This is a genomic window from Streptomyces sp. PL-29 (genome assembly GCF_058344425.1).
Map to the genome: position 1 here is coordinate 308,106 of NZ_CP136996.1, position 15,834 is coordinate 323,939.

Sequence of the window (15,834 nt, forward strand, 5' to 3'; positions counted from 1 at the left end):
CGCCGACCGCGAACCGGGGTCGCGGTCGGGTCGGCAGTGTGCTGGGGTGGGCCGATGGATCTCCTGATATTGGGCGGGACCGCGTGGCTGGGCCGTGAGATCACGCGGCAGGCGGTGGAGCGCGGACACGGTGTGACGTGTCTGGCGCGCGGCGAGAGCGGTGACGTCGCGCCCGGGGCGCGGCTGGTGACGGCTGATCGGAAGGCCCCGGACGCCTACGCCGGGCTCCTGGACCGCGACTGGGACGCCGTGCTGGAGGTGTCGTGGCAGCCGGCGTTCGTTCGCGACGCGCTCGTGGCACTGGCGGAGCGGACCCGGCACTGGACGTACGTCTCGTCCGCCAGCGCCTACGCCGACCACGGCACGGTCGGCGCCGACGAGTCGGCCGCGCTGCTGGCACCCACCGAGCAGCAGTACGTGGGACGGGAGGAGTACGGCGAGGCCAAGGTCGCCTGTGAGGCGGCGGTGCGCGCGGCGGTCGGTGACCGCCTGGTGGTCGCCCGGGCCGGCCTGATCGGCGGCCCCGGCGACCACACGGGGCGCTCGGGCTACTGGGTGGCCCGAGCCGCCCGCGCGGTGGATCGGCCGATGCTCGTACCGCGCTCCCCCGGGCTGCCGACGCAGGTGGTGGACGTGCGCGATCTCGCGGGCTGGATGCTCGACCTCGCGCAGAAGGGCACGGTCGGGACCTTCGACGCCGTGGGGCCCGTCGTACCGTTCGACGAGTGGGTCGCCCTGTCGCGCCGTGTGGGCGGGCACGCCGGGGAGGTCGTGGAGGCGGACCCCCAGTGGCTCCTGGACCAGGGGGTGGCTCCGTTCATGGGGCCGGAGTCGCTGGCCATGTGGCTGCCGGACCCGCAGTGGGCGGGCTTCAGCGCCCGCAGCGGAGCCGCGGCGCACGCGGCCGGGCTGCGGCACCGGCCGCGTGCGGAGATGCTCGCGGACATCCTGGAGTGGGAGCGTTCCGAGGGCTTGGACCGCACCCGGCGAGCCGGGCTGAGTGCCGTCCGCGAAGGCGAACTCCTCGCCGCGCTCGACGGCTGAGCCGGATCGGTCGCCCCGGGGGCCGGAGCGGGCTCAGCGCCGCGGCCTGGTGGCCACGGCGGCCCCGATGCGGAGGGTCCGGGCGTACGTGCCGCGGGGGTCGTGGTCGAGCAGGGCCCGGCGCAGCTCCGCCTCGAAGGCGGCCATCCGGTCGCCCAGCACGGCCGGGCTGGAGGAGGGAAAGGACAGCTGGAGGCCGATCACCTCGTCCACCGTGCGGCGGACGAGCAGGTCGCACTGGTGGGTCTCGACCCGGGAGAACGGCGACTTCGCGAGAAGGTCGCCGAGGTCTTCCCAGTCGTCGAGGTCGGACTGCCCGGGGCTGCCGGGGCCCAGGAAGCGCTCGCGTACCCCTTCGACGGCGGCCAGCCAGGCCGGTCCCCGATCACCGGGCCGGCGCAGCGAGACGACGACGCCGAGCCCGCCCCGGGGCGCGAGCACGTCGTCCAGGTCGGCCAGCAGCCGGCCGCGGTCCATCCGGTGGAACGCCTTGCCGATGACGCACAGGTCGATCCGGGGCAGGCACAGCCGGGTGACGCGGGCGGCGTCGCCGCGCAGCCACGAGATGTTCGTCAGGCCTCGCTCCTCGGCGAGCCGGGTCCCCTCGGCGAGCATCGCCGGCTCCGGATCGACGGCGTACACGTGGTCGGCCAGGGAGGCCAGGGGCAGGCCGAGCGTGCCGGGGCCGGCGCCGAGGTCCAGCACGGTCTGGGATCCGTCGAGCGCGAAGCGGTCCGCGAGCAGCGTGTGGATCTCCCTCGGGTACGGGGACCGGTAGCGGGCGTAGTAGGGGGCGGCGGACGCGAACGGGGTGCTCATGGGGTCCTCCCTTCGGAAGTGCACCCGCCGATCGTGGTGCATCCGAGCGGCTTCCGCCGCCGCCGTGGGCCGCGAATCCCCCGATCGGATGTCCGCGCGGAACCCCTGGGGGCCGTTCTCCCGCCATCCTGCGTTCCGGCGGCGTCCGCCCGGTGTTTCCCGGCCCGCGCCGGAAGTGCGGCGGTCACGGCCGCGGTGCACGCTGGGGGTGACGGAGCACGGCGGCAGCCCGGACGCCGCGGACGGGGCGGTCCCAGGCTGTCGCGGCACCGGGACACGGGCCGGGAAGGCGCCGGTCGGCATGTGCCGGATCCCGGTCCGAGCGAGGGAGGCACGTGTGAACGCTTACCCGCCCATCGCCGATCACGGAATGATCGGCGACCTCCAGACCGCCGCGCTGGTGTCCTCGCGGGGAACGGTCGACTGGTGGTGCACCCCCCGGTTCGACTCCCCCAGCCTCTTCGGGTCCCTGCTCGACAGCGAGCGCGGGGGCTACTGCCGGCTCGCGGCCGATCTCGCCCACGAGCCGGGAGCCGTGGTGCGTCAGCTCTACCAGGCGGACACGGCCGTGCTGGTGACTCGGTACATGGGGCCCTGCGGGGTCGGCGAGGTCGCCGACTTCATGGTGCCGTTGAACACCACCGCGCGCACCGAGCGCCACCGTCTGGTCCGGGTGGTGCGGGTGGTGCGGGGCCGTCTGGACTTCGACCTCGAATGCCGCCCGCGGTTCGACTACGGCCGCGCCCCCCACACGTTCGAGGAGCTCGACCGGACGTCGGTGGTCTTCCGGGGTCCGGGCACCAAGCTGCACCTCCAGGTCGCCACCGCCGCCGGCCCCATCGTGCTGCGGCGCGACGGCGAGGACCTCGTCTCCCGCTTCACCCTGGAGGCCGGGCAGGCGGCGGCCGTGGTGCTGACCAGCGACGCTGACGACGGCCCCATGCCACCTCCGCTGTCGGCCGAGGGGATCAGCGCCGAACTGCAGGCCTGCCGCGGCTTCTGGCACACCTGGCTGCGCTCCTGCACCTACCGCGGCCGCTGGCGCGACATCGTGCACCGTTCGGCGATCACCCTGAAGATGCTCACCTACGCGCCCACCGGCGCGCCGATCGCCGCGCTCACCATGGGGCTGCCCGAACAGGTCGGCGGCGAGCGCAACTGGGACTACCGGTTCACCTGGGTCCGTGACGCCTCCCTCTCCGTCAGGGCCCTGATCGACCTCGGGTTCGTCGAGGAGGCCTCCGCCTTCCGCCGCTGGCTGCTCGACCGGCTCGCCGCCGGCGGCACCGCGTCGGGCGAACCCCTGCAGATCATGTACCGCGTCGACGGCGAGGCCCGCCTCACCGAGGAGGTATTGGACCACCTCGACGGCTACGAGGGCTCCAAGCCGGTGCGCGCGGGCAACGCGGCCGCCGACCAGATCCAGCTCGACATCTACGGCGAGGCCTCCGACGCCCTGGCCCAGACCCGCGACATGGGTGGCATCCAGGGCTGGACGGCGTACGCCGGCGTCCTCGACTGGCTCGCCGAGAACTGGGACCGTCCCGACGAGGGCATCTGGGAGACCCGGGGCGGCCGCCAGAACTTCACCTTCAGCCGTCTCATGACGTGGGTCGCCTTCGACCGGGGGATCCGCCTCGCCTCCACCTTCGCCCGCCCCGCCGACGTCGACCGGTGGAGGCGGGTGCGCGACACCGTCTTCGCGCAGATCGTCGAGCGCGGCTGGAACGCGGACAAGCAGGCGTTCGTCCAGCACTACGACACCGACGTGCTGGACGCCTCCCTCCTGCTCATGCCTCGGGTCGGTTTCCTCTCCCCCACCGACCCGCTCTGGCTCAGCACGCTCGCCGCCATGGACCGCGAACTGGTCAGCGACAGCCTGGTCTACCGCTACAACCCGGAGGCTTCCCCGGACGGGCTGCGAGGATCGGAGGGCACCTTCAACCTCTGCAGCTTCGTCTACGTGGAGGCGCTGGCCCGGGCCGGCAAACCGCATGAGGCCCGGTACGCCTTCGACAAGATGCTCACCTACGCCAACCACGTCGGCCTGTTCGCCGAGGAGATGGGACCCTCCGGCGAGCAGCTGGGCAACTTCCCGCAGGCCTTCACCCACCTGTCGCTGATCGCGGCGGCCCTCGCCCTGGACGAGCAGCTCGACCACGTGGAGGAGAGCGGCCCCGGGGGCTGACGCCGCCGGGGCGGACCGGGCGCCGCGGTCGCGCCGGGCACGCGGTGTGCGCGTGCCCGGCTGGGCGTTCACTTCGGCGGGGCCAGCCGCTCCCACAGGAAGGTGTGGACGAGGGCCTCGTTGAAGGCCGACTGCCGGTGGTCGGTGGCGCCCGCGTGGCCGCCGCCGATGTGTTCGTGGAAGAGCACCGGATGGCCGGCCTCGCGCAGCCGGGCGGCCATCTTGCGGGCGTGCCCCGGGTGGACACGGTCGTCGCGGGTCGAGGTGAGCAGGAGCAGCGGCGGGTAGGCGGGACCGTCCGTCCGGATCCGGTGGTAGGGGGAGATGCCCTCCAGGTGAAGCCGGTCCGCCGGGTCGTCGGGGTCGCCGTACTCGGCGATCCAGCTGGCGCCGGCGAGCAGCTTGTGGAAGCGGAGCATGTCGAGCAGTGGCACGTGCGCGACGACCGCGCCGAACAGCTCCGGTTCGCGGGTGAGCATCGCGCCCATGAGGAGGCCGCCGTTGCTGCCGCCCTCGATGCCGAGCTGGGCCGGGGTCGTGACGTCCCGGGCGACGAGGTCCCGGGCGACGGCGGCGAAGTCCTCGTAGGCCCGGACCCGGTGGGCGCCGAGCGCCGCCCGGTGCCAGGCCGGCCCGTACTCGTGCCCGCCCCGGATGCCGGCGACGGCGTAGGTACCTCCGCGCGCGAGCCAGGCGCGGCCGGTGACCGCGCTGTACGACGGGACCATGGAGATCTCGAAGCCGCCGTACCCGTAGAGCAGGGTGGGGCCGGGGCCGGACCGCTCCTCGGGGCCGACGACGAAGTACGGCACCCGGGTGCCGTCCGCGGAGGTCGCGAAGAACTGGCGCACGCTGAGCCCTGCGGTGTCGAACAGCGCGGGGCTCTGCTTGACGGGCTCGCTGGCGTCCTGTTCGCCCGCTGTGCCCCGGTAGAGGGTGGAGGGCTGGAGGAAGCCGGTGACGAGGTGGAAGTACTCGTCGCCGACGTCCGGGTCGGTGCAGGTGACCGAGGCGGTGGACAGCGGCGGCAGACCCGGCAGTGGTGCGCGGCTCCAGCCGCCGGGCCCGGGGGTGAGCAGCTCCAGGCCGGAGGAGACGTCGACCCGGGTGGCGAGGACGAGGTGGTTGCGGGTCCAGCTGTATCCGGCGAGCGCGGTGCGCTCGTCCGGGGTGAACAGCACCTCGGCCTGCCGCGCACCGGCCAGGAAGGCCTGGAGGTCGAAGGCCAGCAGGCTGCCCGCGGGGTGGCCGAGCCAGGGCGTCCTGGTGGTGACGGTCAGCCATTCCCGGTGGACGGAGGCGCTCGCGTCGTCCGGGACGTCGATTTTCACGGGCGCGGCGCAGGGATCCTCGGGCAGGAGGAACAGCTCCTGGTTCCAGAAGTCGATCTGCCGGTGCACGAAGTCCCGCCCGAAGCCCGGGGTGTCGTCGTGCCAGCCGGAGGCCGAGAGGTCGCCGGGGCGGCCCTGGTAGACGAGCTCGGCGTCCTCCAAGGGGGTGCCGCGGTGCCACCGGCGCACCTGGAGCGGGTAGCCGGAGGCGGACATCGAACCGGCACCGAAGTCCGTACCGATCCAGACCCGGTCGTGGTCGATCCACCCGATCCGGGTCTTGGCCTCGGCAACCGTGAACCCGTCCGTGACGAACTCCAGGGCCTCCAGGTCGAACTCGCGCACGACGCAGGCGTCGGCGCCGTCCCGGGAGAGCAGGACCAGGGCGTGCCGGTGCTCGGGGGCGAGGACCCTGCTGCCGGCCCAGGCCCACTTCTCCCCCTCGGCCTCGGCCAGCGCGTCCAGGTCCAGGAGGACCTCCCAGGCCGGGCAGTCGGTGCGGTACTCCTCCAGTGTGGTGCGCCGCCACAGTCCGCGTTCGTGGTCGGCGTCCTGCCAGAAGTTGTAGAGGTGAGGGCCTCGGCGGACGACGTACGGGATCCGGCCGTCGTCGTCCAGCACCTCGCGCATCTCCTGCTCGAGCACCTTGAAGCCGGGGGCGCCGGTCAGCGCGCCCACGGTCTCGGCGTTGCGCTCCCGGACCCAGGCGAGGGCTTCCTCGCCGGATACGTCTTCCAACCACAGGTAGGGGTCGTCATCGCTCATCAGGCGATTGTGCAGGAAGCCGCGGGCGTGGTCACTCGTCGGCCGTGCCCCGGGCCTCGCGCAGGGCAGAGTGGACCGACCAGACGACGGAGACCAGCGGGACCGCGACCACGGCGCCGACCACGCCTGCGGCGATCGCGCCCGCGACCACCGAGATCGCCACGACCAGCGGGTGCAGGCGGACCGCGCGGCTCATCACCAGCGGATGGAGCAGGTGTCCCTCGATCTGGCCGATGACCACGATCAGCGCGACGACGATCCCCGCGACGAGCGGCCCCTTCGAGGCCAGGGCGACCACCGCGGCGACCGCCAGCGCGACTGGTGACCCGACGAGGGGGACGAAGGCCGCGAAGAACTCCAGCAGGGCCAGCGGGACGGCCAGCGGGACGCCGAGGAAGTACAGGGCGAGCCCGACGAGGACCGCGTTCGTCGCCGCGACGACCACGATCCCGCGGGTGTACCCGGTGAAGGTGCGCCAGCCGGCGCGCCCGGCGATCGCCACACGCTCCCGGGCCGTCTCGGGCAGCTGTGCGCAGAACCACGCCCACTGCCGGTCGCCGCCGTGGAGGAAGAAGAACGAGCAGAAGACCGCGAGCGCGAGGACGGTCAGGACGTGCACGAGCCGCCCGGCCCCGCTGACCGCCTGGCTGAGCACCGTGGAGCGGTGACTGGAGAGGTACTCGCCGATCCGGGACTGGACGTCGGAGAGCGCCTCGGGGTTCAGCCGGAAGGGCGGTCTCTGCAGCCACTCCTCGATGCTGGCCAGTCCCTCCCGGAACTCCCGGGCCAGGGTCGTGCTCTCCCCCGCCACCGCCTCGCCGACCAGGGTCAGTACGCCCAGCAGGAGCAGCGCGCTGCCCATGAGGGTCAGGGCGACGGCGATCGCCCGGGGCAGGGCGCGGGTCAGGCGCCGCGTGGGCACCCACAGCAGTGCGGTGACGACGAGGCCGAGGAAGACCGCGACGGCGATCTCGTGGAAGCGGCCGAGCAGGGCGAAGACCGCGTAGACGGCGGCACCGACGACCAGCAGGCGCCAGGCGTACGCCGCGGCCGTACGCAGGAACGGGGACACCGGCGGCATGGTCCATGGGTGCCACGCGGGGCCGGCGATGCCACGCGCCGCGGCCCGGATTCGCCCGTCCGGGGCGGATGGCCGGGGCGGGTGGCCGGGGCGGGTGGCCGGGCCGAGCGGTGCGGAGGCAGGCCTGGCGGTGTGGCCCCCGGGGTCGGGTGCGGACCCTCAGCCCTCCTTCTCGGCGAGGATCCGGTCGGCCGCGTAGTGCGGGCAGTTCAGGGCGTGCCAGGTCACCGAGAGGGAGCCCGAGCCCGTCCGCAGCGTGCGCGCCGCGCCGTCGGCGGCGGTGGCCTTGCAGAAGGGGCACACGACGGTCTCCGGGCGCAGCAGATCGAACATGCCCAGTCCTTCCCGCAGGTTTCTCACACCGGACCTGTCCAGAACTATCAAATCCGGCGCCGTTCGGCCGCAGTACCCACAAGTACGGATGATTACTGCATGACATGGCCGCGACGGAACGGCGGCGCCGTCAGGTCAGGGCAGAGGAACGCCGCGGGCCGTGACCCAGAGCGCGTACCACTCCTCGTGCGTGAGGTCGGGTTCGCTCAGGGCCGCGTCGCGGCAGGCACGGATCCGGTCGGGGCGCGCACTGCCGATGACCGGTGCGATCCGCGACGGGTGCCGGATCAGCCACCACAGCAGGACCGTCTCGGGCGTCGTGCCCTTGCGGCGGGCCAGTTCGGCCAGCAGCTCTGCTGTGGCCGTCTCGGCGGGCGTCTGCTGGCGGCCGGTGAAGCGGCCCTGGGCCAGCGCGCCCCAGGCCTGCAGGCGGATGCCGTGGTCGCGGCAGTGCTCCAGGGTCCCGAAGGGGAAACCGCCTGCTGTGGACGCGGGGGTGTTGAGCAGGACCCCGGCCTCCACCCAGTCCCGGCTGTGCAGGCTCATCTCCAGCTGGTTGACCACGAGCGGCTGGTCCAGCCGGGCCTGGAGGTGGGCGATCTGCGCCGCGCCCATGTTGGACACCCCGAAGCGCCGCACGAGGCCCTGCCGGTGCAGGGATGCCAGTGCGGAGGCGATGGCGTCCACATCGGCGAGGGGGTCGGGCCGGTGCAGGAGCAGGACGTCGATCACGTCGGTCCGCAGCCGGGTGAGACTCTCCTCCACGCGTCGCGTGATGGACTCCCCGCGCAGGTCGTACATGCCCGGGCGGTGCTCGTCGCCGAGCCGGATCCCGCACTTCGTTTGGAGGGTGATCCGGTCGCGCAGACCCGGCGTCCTCTTGAGGACCTCGCCGAACACGGCCTCGGACTTGCCGTGCCGGTAGATATCGGCGTGGTCGAAGGCGGTGATCCCGCTGTCGAGGGCAGCCTCGACGGCCGCCTCGGCGGCATCGATGTCCCCGGACCCGTACGGCTGTGGATCCCAGCTCCCGCCCAGGCCCATGCACCCGTACAGCACCCGGTCTTCGTCGCTCATGCCCACACCCTCGTTCGTCACCACGCCACCCCGGGCCGTGTCGTGCCGATCATGCCGTGGGCGAGGGGCCGCGGGCCAGTCCGGGTGGAGGGGGCGGTTGTGGCTCCTGTGAGGGCAGGCCCCAAGCTGGGGGCATGGACAGCGACGTGCTCCGCTCCGTCGGAGGACCATCCCGCCGCACCGGCCCGCCGGTGGCGACCCTCCGCTTCAGGCTCCACGGACTCGACGCGCCCGACCGGGCGACGGGCGCCGCCCGCGCCCGCGCCGGAGGCGGCCGTCCCGAAGGAGCGGTGGGATGAGGAGACGGCTGCTGAGGCTGGGCCTGTACGCGGACGAGCAGGGGCTGGCCTGGGTCGAGGGGCTCGTCGAGGACGCCGCGGGTTCCCGGCGGGCCCGGATCCTCGACGTGAGCGTGGCGCACGCGGACGACGACTCGCTGGACTTCCTGGTGGAACAGTGGCGCATCGAGCACCCCGGCCGGAGCAGCGGAACACGGCAGCCGGTGGACATGGAGGTCCGCCTGCGGTGTTCCCTGCGGACGTGGCGGGCCGTCCGCAAGGCCGTGCCGACCGCCCTGTGCCCGCAGGGATCGGCTCCGCACATCTGCCGCGTGCCCTGGACGCTGGGCTGACGCGCGGTGCGGCGCAGCGCCGCCCCGCACCGCACCCGCACCGCCGGAGGAGACCTGACGGTGACCGGCTCGGGCCGCGTTCCGGAACGGCTCGGAGGGGGCCGGTTCGGCGGCTGACCGGGGGATACCCAATGATGTCGGAATGCAGAAGCACAAGCAGACCGGACCGCGGTCGCTCCGCCGCCGGTTCGGCCGCGCGGCGACGGCGCTCGCCCTGTCGACGGCGGCGGCGTGTACGTCCGCCCCCGTCGCCGGCACCGGCCTGGGCCCGGCGGAGCCGGACGAGGTCTCCGTGGCGACCTGGAACATGTGCGGGGTGCAGCAGTGGAGCTGTGAGCGGACGGGCAGCCCGACGGACAAGTTCCAGCAGCTGCGCGACCTGATCGGCGACTCCGACGTGCGCGTGCTGCTGCTCCAGGAGGTGTGCTCGGAGGACCTGTCGTCCTCCGCGGCGCGACTGGGGCCGGAATGGAACACCGCCTTCGAGCCCTACGCCAACGTGGACTCGGCGGGTACCCGCGCGGCCGTCCAGTGCACCGGGCAGGGACGGGGGCAGGCCGGCTTCGGGCTGCTGGCCGCCTCCCGGCTCCAGGACGTGGAGGTGATCCCGACCGAGCAGCCGACGGTGGGGCTGCACCGGGGGATCCTGTGCGCGCGCGTCCCGGCCCAGGGCCTGCGGGTGTGCAACGCCCACCTCTCGCTGCGCAAGAGCGACGCCGAGCACCCGGACTGGGACCTGCGAGACGACCAGCTGAGCTCGCTGGTCGCCGCCGCGTCGACGGACGACCGCACGGTGTTCGGCGGGGACTTCAACTCTCCGCCTCCGGTGGGCGACGGGAACAGGTCCGCCTGGATCTGGCCGTCGGAGGCGTACACGACGTTCCGCGAGTGCGATCAGAAGGGCGGCTCCCGGAAGGGCCGCCCCACCCACACCGACGATTCGAAGCTCGACTACCTGTTCACCGCGCTGCCCCGCACCGGCTGCGACGTGGTGGACACCGATGCCTCGGACCACCGGCCCCTGGTGATCCGGGTACGCCGGACGGCCGAGGCGTCAGCCACCCCGCAGGTCAGTGCCTCGCGTTGAAGTAACCGCCCTGGGCCGGGGTCCCGTAGGCAGTCGTCGCGGTGAAGGGGACCGCCGTCCACGGGGAGGCGTTGCCGACGGCATCCACGGCGATGGCCTCGACGAAGTGGTCGCCCGCGTTCCAGGCCCAGCCGGGCTCCCACACCCAGCTCCCGTCGGAGCGCACCTCGCAGGTCCCCAGACCCACTCCGCCCTCGTGGAAGTCCACGCGCACGGCACCGGGGGCATAGCCGGCGAATCCCACGGCGGTGGCGGGCACCTGCTGGTGGGCGGCCGGGGCGGTCACCGTCAGCACGAGGCGCTCGACCGGGCGCGGTGGCGGCGGCGGGGCCGCCGCGTACTCGGGCAGCGGCTCGAAGGCGTGCTCCACAGCGGTGAACGCGACTTCCGTGCGCTCGGTCTGGTAGTTGTTCACGTCCGCGGCGAAGAGCCTGATGACGTGCCGGCCCTTGGCCCAGGGGGTGGTGCGTTCCCAGACCCAGGTACCGTCGGCGGCGACGGGCGCGGAGCCCTTGTGCTTGCCGTCCTCCCAGAAGCTGACCCGAGCCGCGCCCACGGCCGTTCCCACGAAGCGGACCTGGTTGGCGGGGACCCGTTCCTCCGGCGTCGGGGTCCGGACCACCGGCCGGGGGAAGGAGTCGCCGGACTGCACCAGGGAGGTCTGCGTGAGGAAGGCCTCGATGGCCGACTTGTCGCGCTCCGGCTGCTCGTAGCCGTTGCGGACCATGCCCAGGCGGGGGGCCATGCCCTCGACGAGGAGGTTGAGCAGTCCCATGAGGGTGGGGAGGTTGCGCAGGGTGACTTTCCCGTGGTCCGTGATGAGGGAGGAGTCGTTGTAGATGAAGTTGAAGTTCTCGCGGCCCTGGAAGTGCCCGATGAACGGCTCGACCTGGCGTGCGTACTGCTCGTCCTGGGGCGAGGTGATCAGGTAGATGTTGGCCGACGGGTTCGCACCGCTGCGGACGAGGTCGGGGAGGACCGAGTCGAGGACGCGTATGTTCTGCTCCGTCGCTTCGCCCATCATCACCCGCACCGCGTCGGGGTTGCCCTCCGCCACGCGGGTGCCGATCTGGAACTGGGGCACGCTGGCGACGATGTTCCCGAAGCCGTACTTCAGTCCGAAGAAGAGGGCGGCGCTGCCGCCCTTGGAGCTGCCGAACATGGTCACCTGGTCCGGCGAAAGCTCCAGAGCGTTCATGACGCGGGAGATGACGCCGGCGACGGACTGCTCCAGGGAGAAGTCCATCCGCTTGCACAGGTAGTAGGTGTTCGCTCCGTCGAACAGGTCGCGGATCCACAGGATGTTGGACCGGAGGAGGTCCAGCTTTCCGGTCGCCCACCCCCATTCGCCGGGCGCGTAGCGGTTCGCGAAGACGACGACCAGATGGCGGTTGCCGTTGCGCGCGTGCGAGAACTTGTACTCGATGGGCACCGCTCCGGCGGAGTCCACGCCGCTGAGGACGCGGCGTGTGCTCTGGGTTGCCTTAGACATGCTCGGAATCCGTTCTTCTCACCGGCTGGCGCGGCACCTGGCCGAGGGTGCCAGCGTTCCAGGGACCTGGCTGGCCTGCGGGGTGGTCCGCAGAAACCGTGTGGCCCGACGCACCGCCCGATGCCCTGCCGACCGCCGGCGCCTGCGCCCGCGCCGGGTCGAGGTCCCCGCCCGCGATGAGGACGCGGTCGGTCAGCCGGGCCGAGGCGTAGCCGTCGTCGAGGTCGCAGAACTCCTGCTGGAACCAGCGGTAGCGGGCGGCGTAGCCGTGCTGGATGCGGTCGACGTTGCGGATCGCGCCGATCAGTTCGGGAGAGGTGAACACCAGCGGGCCCGGTGCGGACTGCTCGAAGTCGAAGTAGAAGCCGCGCAGGGTGTCCCGGTAGTGGTCCAGGTCGTAGGTGAAGAACAGGATCGGCCGCCCGGTGTTGACGAAGTCGAACATCAGGGACGAGTAGTCCGTGATCATCACGTCGGCGATGAGCGACAGGTCCGCCATGTCCGGGTAGTCGGACACGTCGAAGACGAAGCCGTCGCCGGCACCGGGTACCGGGTCCACCACGTTCGGGTGGCGCCGGACGAGCAGGACGTGGTCGTGGCCGAGCCGCGCCCTGGCGTCGTCGAGGTCGATGCGGAAGTCGAGCTTGTACTTGCCGGGTGCGTAGAACTGGTCGTCGCGCCAGGTCGGCGCGTACATGACGACCTTCTTGCCCGGGGGCAGGCCGATGCGGCGGCGGACCTGCGCCGCCCGTCCGGAGTCGGCCCGGCGCAGGATGTCGTTGCGCGGGTAGCCGCTCTCGACCATCTCCCCCGGGAACTGGAAGGCGCGCTGGAGGATCGGGGTGCTGAAGCTGTTCGGGGACACCAGCATGTCCCAGTTCTGCACCTCCTTCTCCACGCGCTCCAGGTACCGCTTGTCCGCGAAGTGCACGGCCTCGATGTCGTGACCGATCCGCTTGAGCGGAGTGCCGTGCCAGGTCTGTACGACGACCTGGCCCTCGCGCTTCTCGAACCAGTCGGGCAGGTGGTTGTTGGCGACGATGTACTTCGCCCGGCCCATGGCCTCGTACCAGTCCGGGGACCACATGCGCACGGGACGGGCGGTGGGCGGGACGGCAACCTGGTCGTCGCGCACCACCCACAGGTGTTCGAGGTCGGTGCCCCGGCGGACCATCTCCTCGTGCAGGGCGCGCGGGCTGTCGGAGTACTGGGTGCCCTTGAAGGCGTCGAAGAGCACGGCCGCGGTCACCGGCTTGCGCCGGGCGTCCGGGTACGTCTTGGTGCGCATCAGCTTCTGCCGGTAGGGTCCGCGGGCCTCGTCCGGCATCGCCGAATGGACCAGGAGCGAGAGCCGGTCGTAGGCCTCCGACTGGAGTTCGTACCTGCGGTCGTTGCTGCTCATGTCCCGGGGCAGGGTGGGGATCAGCTCCTGGGTCATCTTGACCACGAGGTCGTCGGAGCGGTCCTCGGGCCGGACGGCGGAGGGGTCCTGGCGGCGCAGGAAGAAGTCCCAACGGCCCGCGGCGAGCGGGATGTCGCCGGCCAGCGTGCGCATCGCGGCGGGGGTGACGACGAAGCTGAAGTCGCTGCCGTGCCAGGTGAGGGGGACGACGCGCTCCGCGCCGTGGGCGCGGGAGCGTACGACGACGTGCGCCGTGGCGTACTCGGACGCGTCGAGCCGGTCCTGCGCGGCGTAGCCGGCGACGACCTCGAGGGAGCCGTCCTGGAGCCAGGTCGCGGACTTGGCCAGGGGCAGGGTGTCCCGCTCGAACAACACCACGTAGCCGGAGCCGTTGCGGTGGACGAAGACCTCGCGGTCCCCGCCCTCGGTCTGCAGCCCGGCCGGCACGCGGTAGTGGCCGTCCTCGGCCTCCTCGGCCATGACGGGGTAGATGGGGGCCTTGCGTCCCTCGACGTGGAGGGTGGTCTTCCAGCCGTTGGCCCCGGTGCTCCAGGTCTCCGGAACCCCGTCGGAGGAGTTCGTGCGGTGGCCGGGAACGAGCGCCTTGGCCGGGATGCGGGTGACGAAGGTGTACCAGCCCTCGCCGCCCTGCGTGAAATGGACCCACGCGTCGTGGCGGCCGGCGCCTCCCATGCTGGTCACCCGGAACTTGCCCCACTCGGGAAGCACGGGGCCCAGGTAGACACCGCGCAGTTCGAGGTGGTCGCCGGCCATCCGGTGCTGGGTGATGCGGCAGCGGACCCGCTCGACCCGGAGTTTGAGCTTGCCCTGGAGGAAGAGGGGCACCACGCGGGTGTTCTTCTCCACGTACCGGTAGGGCGGGTTGGCCGCGCTGCCGGCTCCGCCCCGGACGATCCCCTTGTAGCGGAACAGGCCGCGGCTCAGGACGCCGGCCGCCACGTCCCAGGTGCCCTCGACCCACTCGCCCTTGCGCTTGAGACGGCCGGTGTCGAAGCGGACCTGGAATCCGGACCAGTCGTAGCAGTAGCGGCTCTGGTTCGAGTACTCGGTGGCCTGCGGGTAGTAGGTGGTCTTCGCCTTGGCCACGACCACGCGGCCCTGCTTCTTGTTGCGCAGCGCGATCGCCTTCATCGACATGTGCCGCTTGTGCACGTTGATGAAGCGGACGTAGGCGGCCCCTTCCAGGACCAGGTGGTCGGAGTCGTCCCACTCTGCGCTGCTCAGCGAGCCGTGCAGCGAGAGCTCCTTGTCCAGCCGATAGGCGCTCTTGTCGATGCCCACCGACCGGTCCCCGAGGTAGGGGTAGTTGAGGTAGCGGTGGAGGCGGCGCTGGACGGGCATGGGCCCGCCCTTGCGCTCGAACTCGACCACGTCGAGCAGTTCTTTGAGCCGGCCCTCGCGCACGAGCAGCCACTTGACGCGGGCGTCGGCGGGCAGCTCCTGGATGATGTCGTCGTCGGCCTCGTCGAGGAAGTCGTTCGCCCACCGCATGAAGGCGTCGCGGTACTCCTCGTCGGCGTCCGGGAGCACCTTCAGGTGCAGCATCAGGTCGGACTTCAGGCAGGCGAGGTCGTACTTGCGCTTGTGGTCGGAGTAGGACCGCGCCCGGTGCCCGGCGAGGAAGCGGCTGACCGACTGCACCGCGGCGACGCGGTCCTGAAGGTTGCTGAACTCGGTGTGCCGCTGGGTGATGGAGGGCGCGGCCCCGCCCTCGCGCCGGCGCCAGAAGTAGACGATGTCGGTGAGGATGTCGACCTTGGCGGCCCGGAAGTGGGCGAACATGTTCACCCAGGAGTCCTCGTACATGACGCCTTCGGGGAAGGCGATGTAGTGGTAGTCCCAGAAGGACCGCCGGAACAGCTTGTTCCAGACGGTGCGGTCGTAGATGAGGTCGGGCAGCCTGGTGATGTGCGTGCCGCGCTTGTTGGCCCGCATCGGCGCCTTGTGCAGCGGGGACTGCCACCTCTTGGTGGAGTTCATCATCTGCACGTTGCCGGAGACGAAGTCGGAGCCCGAGGCCTCCAGGGTCTGCACGAGCAACTCGTAGGCGTATTCGGGTATGACGTCGTCACCGTCGACGAACGCGAGGAACTCCGCCTGCGGGTGTGCGGCACGGATGCCGACGTTGCGGGCGTGGCCGGGGCCCATCGACTCCTGCCGCAGGAGCCGGAAGCGCGGGTCGCGGCGGGCGAAGTCGGCGGCGATCGCGGTCGAGGAGTCGGTCGAGCCGTCGTCGACCATGATCACCTCAAGGTCGCGGAACGTCTGCCTGGCTATCGATTCCAGGCACTCCTGGAGGTAGATCTCGACGTCCTGGAAGGGCACGACGACGCTCAGGCGGGGCATACCTGCCACTCAGCAAACTCCTCGATAGACACACTTCTCGCGGCGCGCAGGGAGGTGCTGCGGCGCGCCCCCAGACCCGCCCCGGGATCTGGTCACCACCGCTCCCCGCACGCTCGATTCCCCCTACAGCCTGTGACCGCACTCGCGGTGACCGCACACTTATACGACCTTCACAGGGTGTGCGCAGCGTAGGCCAACCGTTCGACGACGAGCAACT

The 15,834-nt window shown here is 71.9% G+C and carries 12 protein-coding genes; 5 read left to right on the forward strand and 7 right to left on the reverse strand.

What is annotated here, in order from left to right:
- Positions 1-54 precede the first annotated feature (54 nt).
- Entirely contained in the window at positions 55-1,044 is a 990-nt protein-coding gene (locus tag R4Z63_RS01445) for an NAD-dependent epimerase/dehydratase family protein (protein WP_037922270.1), read from the forward strand.
- A gap of 33 nt (positions 1,045-1,077) precedes the next feature.
- On the opposite strand, the gene R4Z63_RS01450 is transcribed toward R4Z63_RS01445, so the two are convergent.
- On the reverse strand, positions 1,078-1,863 hold the full coding sequence (locus R4Z63_RS01450) for a class I SAM-dependent methyltransferase (RefSeq protein WP_384450557.1): 786 nt from the start codon (positions 1,861-1,863) through the stop codon (positions 1,078-1,080).
- Between the two features lie 337 nt (positions 1,864-2,200).
- Between R4Z63_RS01450 and R4Z63_RS01455 the strand changes: the two genes are divergently transcribed.
- Complete coding sequence (locus R4Z63_RS01455; RefSeq protein WP_384450560.1) at positions 2,201-4,051, forward strand: glycoside hydrolase family 15 protein; 1,851 nt, start codon at positions 2,201-2,203, stop codon at positions 4,049-4,051.
- A 68-nt stretch (positions 4,052-4,119) separates the two neighbouring features.
- Here R4Z63_RS01455 and R4Z63_RS01460 read toward each other — a convergent pair whose 3' ends face one another.
- The 4 genes from R4Z63_RS01460 to R4Z63_RS01475 form a co-directional block, all read right to left on the reverse strand.
- Positions 4,120-6,147 carry a prolyl oligopeptidase family serine peptidase gene (locus R4Z63_RS01460; RefSeq protein WP_384450563.1) on the reverse strand — a complete coding sequence of 676 codons (2,028 nt, stop codon included), beginning with the start codon at positions 6,145-6,147 and terminating at the stop codon, positions 4,120-4,122.
- Positions 6,148-6,178: 31 nt separating this feature from the next.
- On the reverse strand, positions 6,179-7,228 hold the full coding sequence (locus tag R4Z63_RS01465) for an AI-2E family transporter (protein WP_384450566.1): 1,050 nt from the start codon (positions 7,226-7,228) through the stop codon (positions 6,179-6,181).
- Positions 7,229-7,387: 159 nt separating this feature from the next.
- Positions 7,388-7,561 (reverse strand): hypothetical protein, encoded by a 174-nt coding sequence (locus R4Z63_RS01470; protein WP_157840251.1) that lies wholly within the window; start codon positions 7,559-7,561, stop codon positions 7,388-7,390.
- A 135-nt stretch (positions 7,562-7,696) separates the two neighbouring features.
- Entirely contained in the window at positions 7,697-8,638 is a 942-nt protein-coding gene (locus R4Z63_RS01475) for an aldo/keto reductase (protein WP_384450569.1), read from the reverse strand.
- A 134-nt stretch (positions 8,639-8,772) separates the two neighbouring features.
- On the opposite strand from R4Z63_RS01475, the gene R4Z63_RS01480 reads away from it, so the two are divergent.
- The 3 genes from R4Z63_RS01480 to R4Z63_RS01490 all read left to right on the forward strand — a co-directional run bounded on the left by R4Z63_RS01480 (position 8,773) and on the right by R4Z63_RS01490 (position 10,356).
- Positions 8,773-8,937: a hypothetical protein gene (locus R4Z63_RS01480; RefSeq protein ID WP_157840250.1), complete on the forward strand. Its 165-nt coding sequence runs from the start codon at positions 8,773-8,775 to the stop codon at positions 8,935-8,937.
- Positions 8,934-9,269 (forward strand): hypothetical protein, encoded by a 336-nt coding sequence (locus tag R4Z63_RS01485; protein WP_037922254.1) that lies wholly within the window; start codon positions 8,934-8,936, stop codon positions 9,267-9,269. The genes R4Z63_RS01480 and R4Z63_RS01485 overlap by 4 nt, the downstream gene beginning before the upstream one ends.
- A gap of 142 nt (positions 9,270-9,411) precedes the next feature.
- Positions 9,412-10,356: an endonuclease/exonuclease/phosphatase family protein gene (locus R4Z63_RS01490; RefSeq protein ID WP_384450573.1), complete on the forward strand. Its 945-nt coding sequence runs from the start codon at positions 9,412-9,414 to the stop codon at positions 10,354-10,356.
- Here R4Z63_RS01490 and R4Z63_RS01495 read toward each other — a convergent pair.
- Together R4Z63_RS01495 and R4Z63_RS01500 are read right to left on the reverse strand one after the other, a co-directional pair.
- The gene (locus R4Z63_RS01495; protein WP_384450576.1) at positions 10,340-11,848 is read right to left on the reverse strand and encodes an Ig-like domain-containing protein; all 1,509 of its coding nucleotides are present in this window, start codon (positions 11,846-11,848) and stop codon (positions 10,340-10,342) included. The two genes, R4Z63_RS01490 and R4Z63_RS01495, sit on opposite strands and share 17 nt — an antisense overlap.
- Positions 11,841-15,617: a bifunctional glycosyltransferase/CDP-glycerol:glycerophosphate glycerophosphotransferase gene (locus R4Z63_RS01500; RefSeq protein ID WP_384450652.1), complete on the reverse strand. Its 3,777-nt coding sequence runs from the start codon at positions 15,615-15,617 to the stop codon at positions 11,841-11,843. Before R4Z63_RS01500 ends, R4Z63_RS01495 begins: the two co-directional genes overlap by 8 nt.
- Between the last annotated feature and the right edge of the window lie 217 nt (positions 15,618-15,834).

What these genes read in the sequence shown, in the direction of transcription:
- R4Z63_RS01460 (WP_384450563.1), bottom strand. Translation starts at nt 6,147, where the DNA reads ATGAGCGATGACGACCCCTACCTGTGGTTGGAAGACGTATCCGGCGAG.
- R4Z63_RS01465 (WP_384450566.1), bottom strand. Translation starts at nt 7,228, where the DNA reads ATGCCGCCGGTGTCCCCGTTCCTGCGTACGGCCGCGGCGTACGCCTGG.
- R4Z63_RS01485 (WP_037922254.1), top strand. Translation starts at nt 8,934, where the DNA reads ATGAGGAGACGGCTGCTGAGGCTGGGCCTGTACGCGGACGAGCAGGGG.
- R4Z63_RS01495 (WP_384450576.1), bottom strand. Translation starts at nt 11,848, where the DNA reads ATGTCTAAGGCAACCCAGAGCACACGCCGCGTCCTCAGCGGCGTGGAC.
- R4Z63_RS01450 (WP_384450557.1), bottom strand. Translation starts at nt 1,863, where the DNA reads ATGAGCACCCCGTTCGCGTCCGCCGCCCCCTACTACGCCCGCTACCGG.
- R4Z63_RS01500 (WP_384450652.1), bottom strand. Translation starts at nt 15,617, where the DNA reads ATGCCCCGCCTGAGCGTCGTCGTGCCCTTCCAGGACGTCGAGATCTAC.
- R4Z63_RS01480 (WP_157840250.1), top strand. Translation starts at nt 8,773, where the DNA reads ATGGACAGCGACGTGCTCCGCTCCGTCGGAGGACCATCCCGCCGCACC.
- R4Z63_RS01445 (WP_037922270.1), top strand. Translation starts at nt 55, where the DNA reads ATGGATCTCCTGATATTGGGCGGGACCGCGTGGCTGGGCCGTGAGATC.
- R4Z63_RS01475 (WP_384450569.1), bottom strand. Translation starts at nt 8,638, where the DNA reads ATGAGCGACGAAGACCGGGTGCTGTACGGGTGCATGGGCCTGGGCGGG.
- R4Z63_RS01490 (WP_384450573.1), top strand. Translation starts at nt 9,412, where the DNA reads ATGCAGAAGCACAAGCAGACCGGACCGCGGTCGCTCCGCCGCCGGTTC.
- R4Z63_RS01470 (WP_157840251.1), bottom strand. Translation starts at nt 7,561, where the DNA reads ATGTTCGATCTGCTGCGCCCGGAGACCGTCGTGTGCCCCTTCTGCAAG.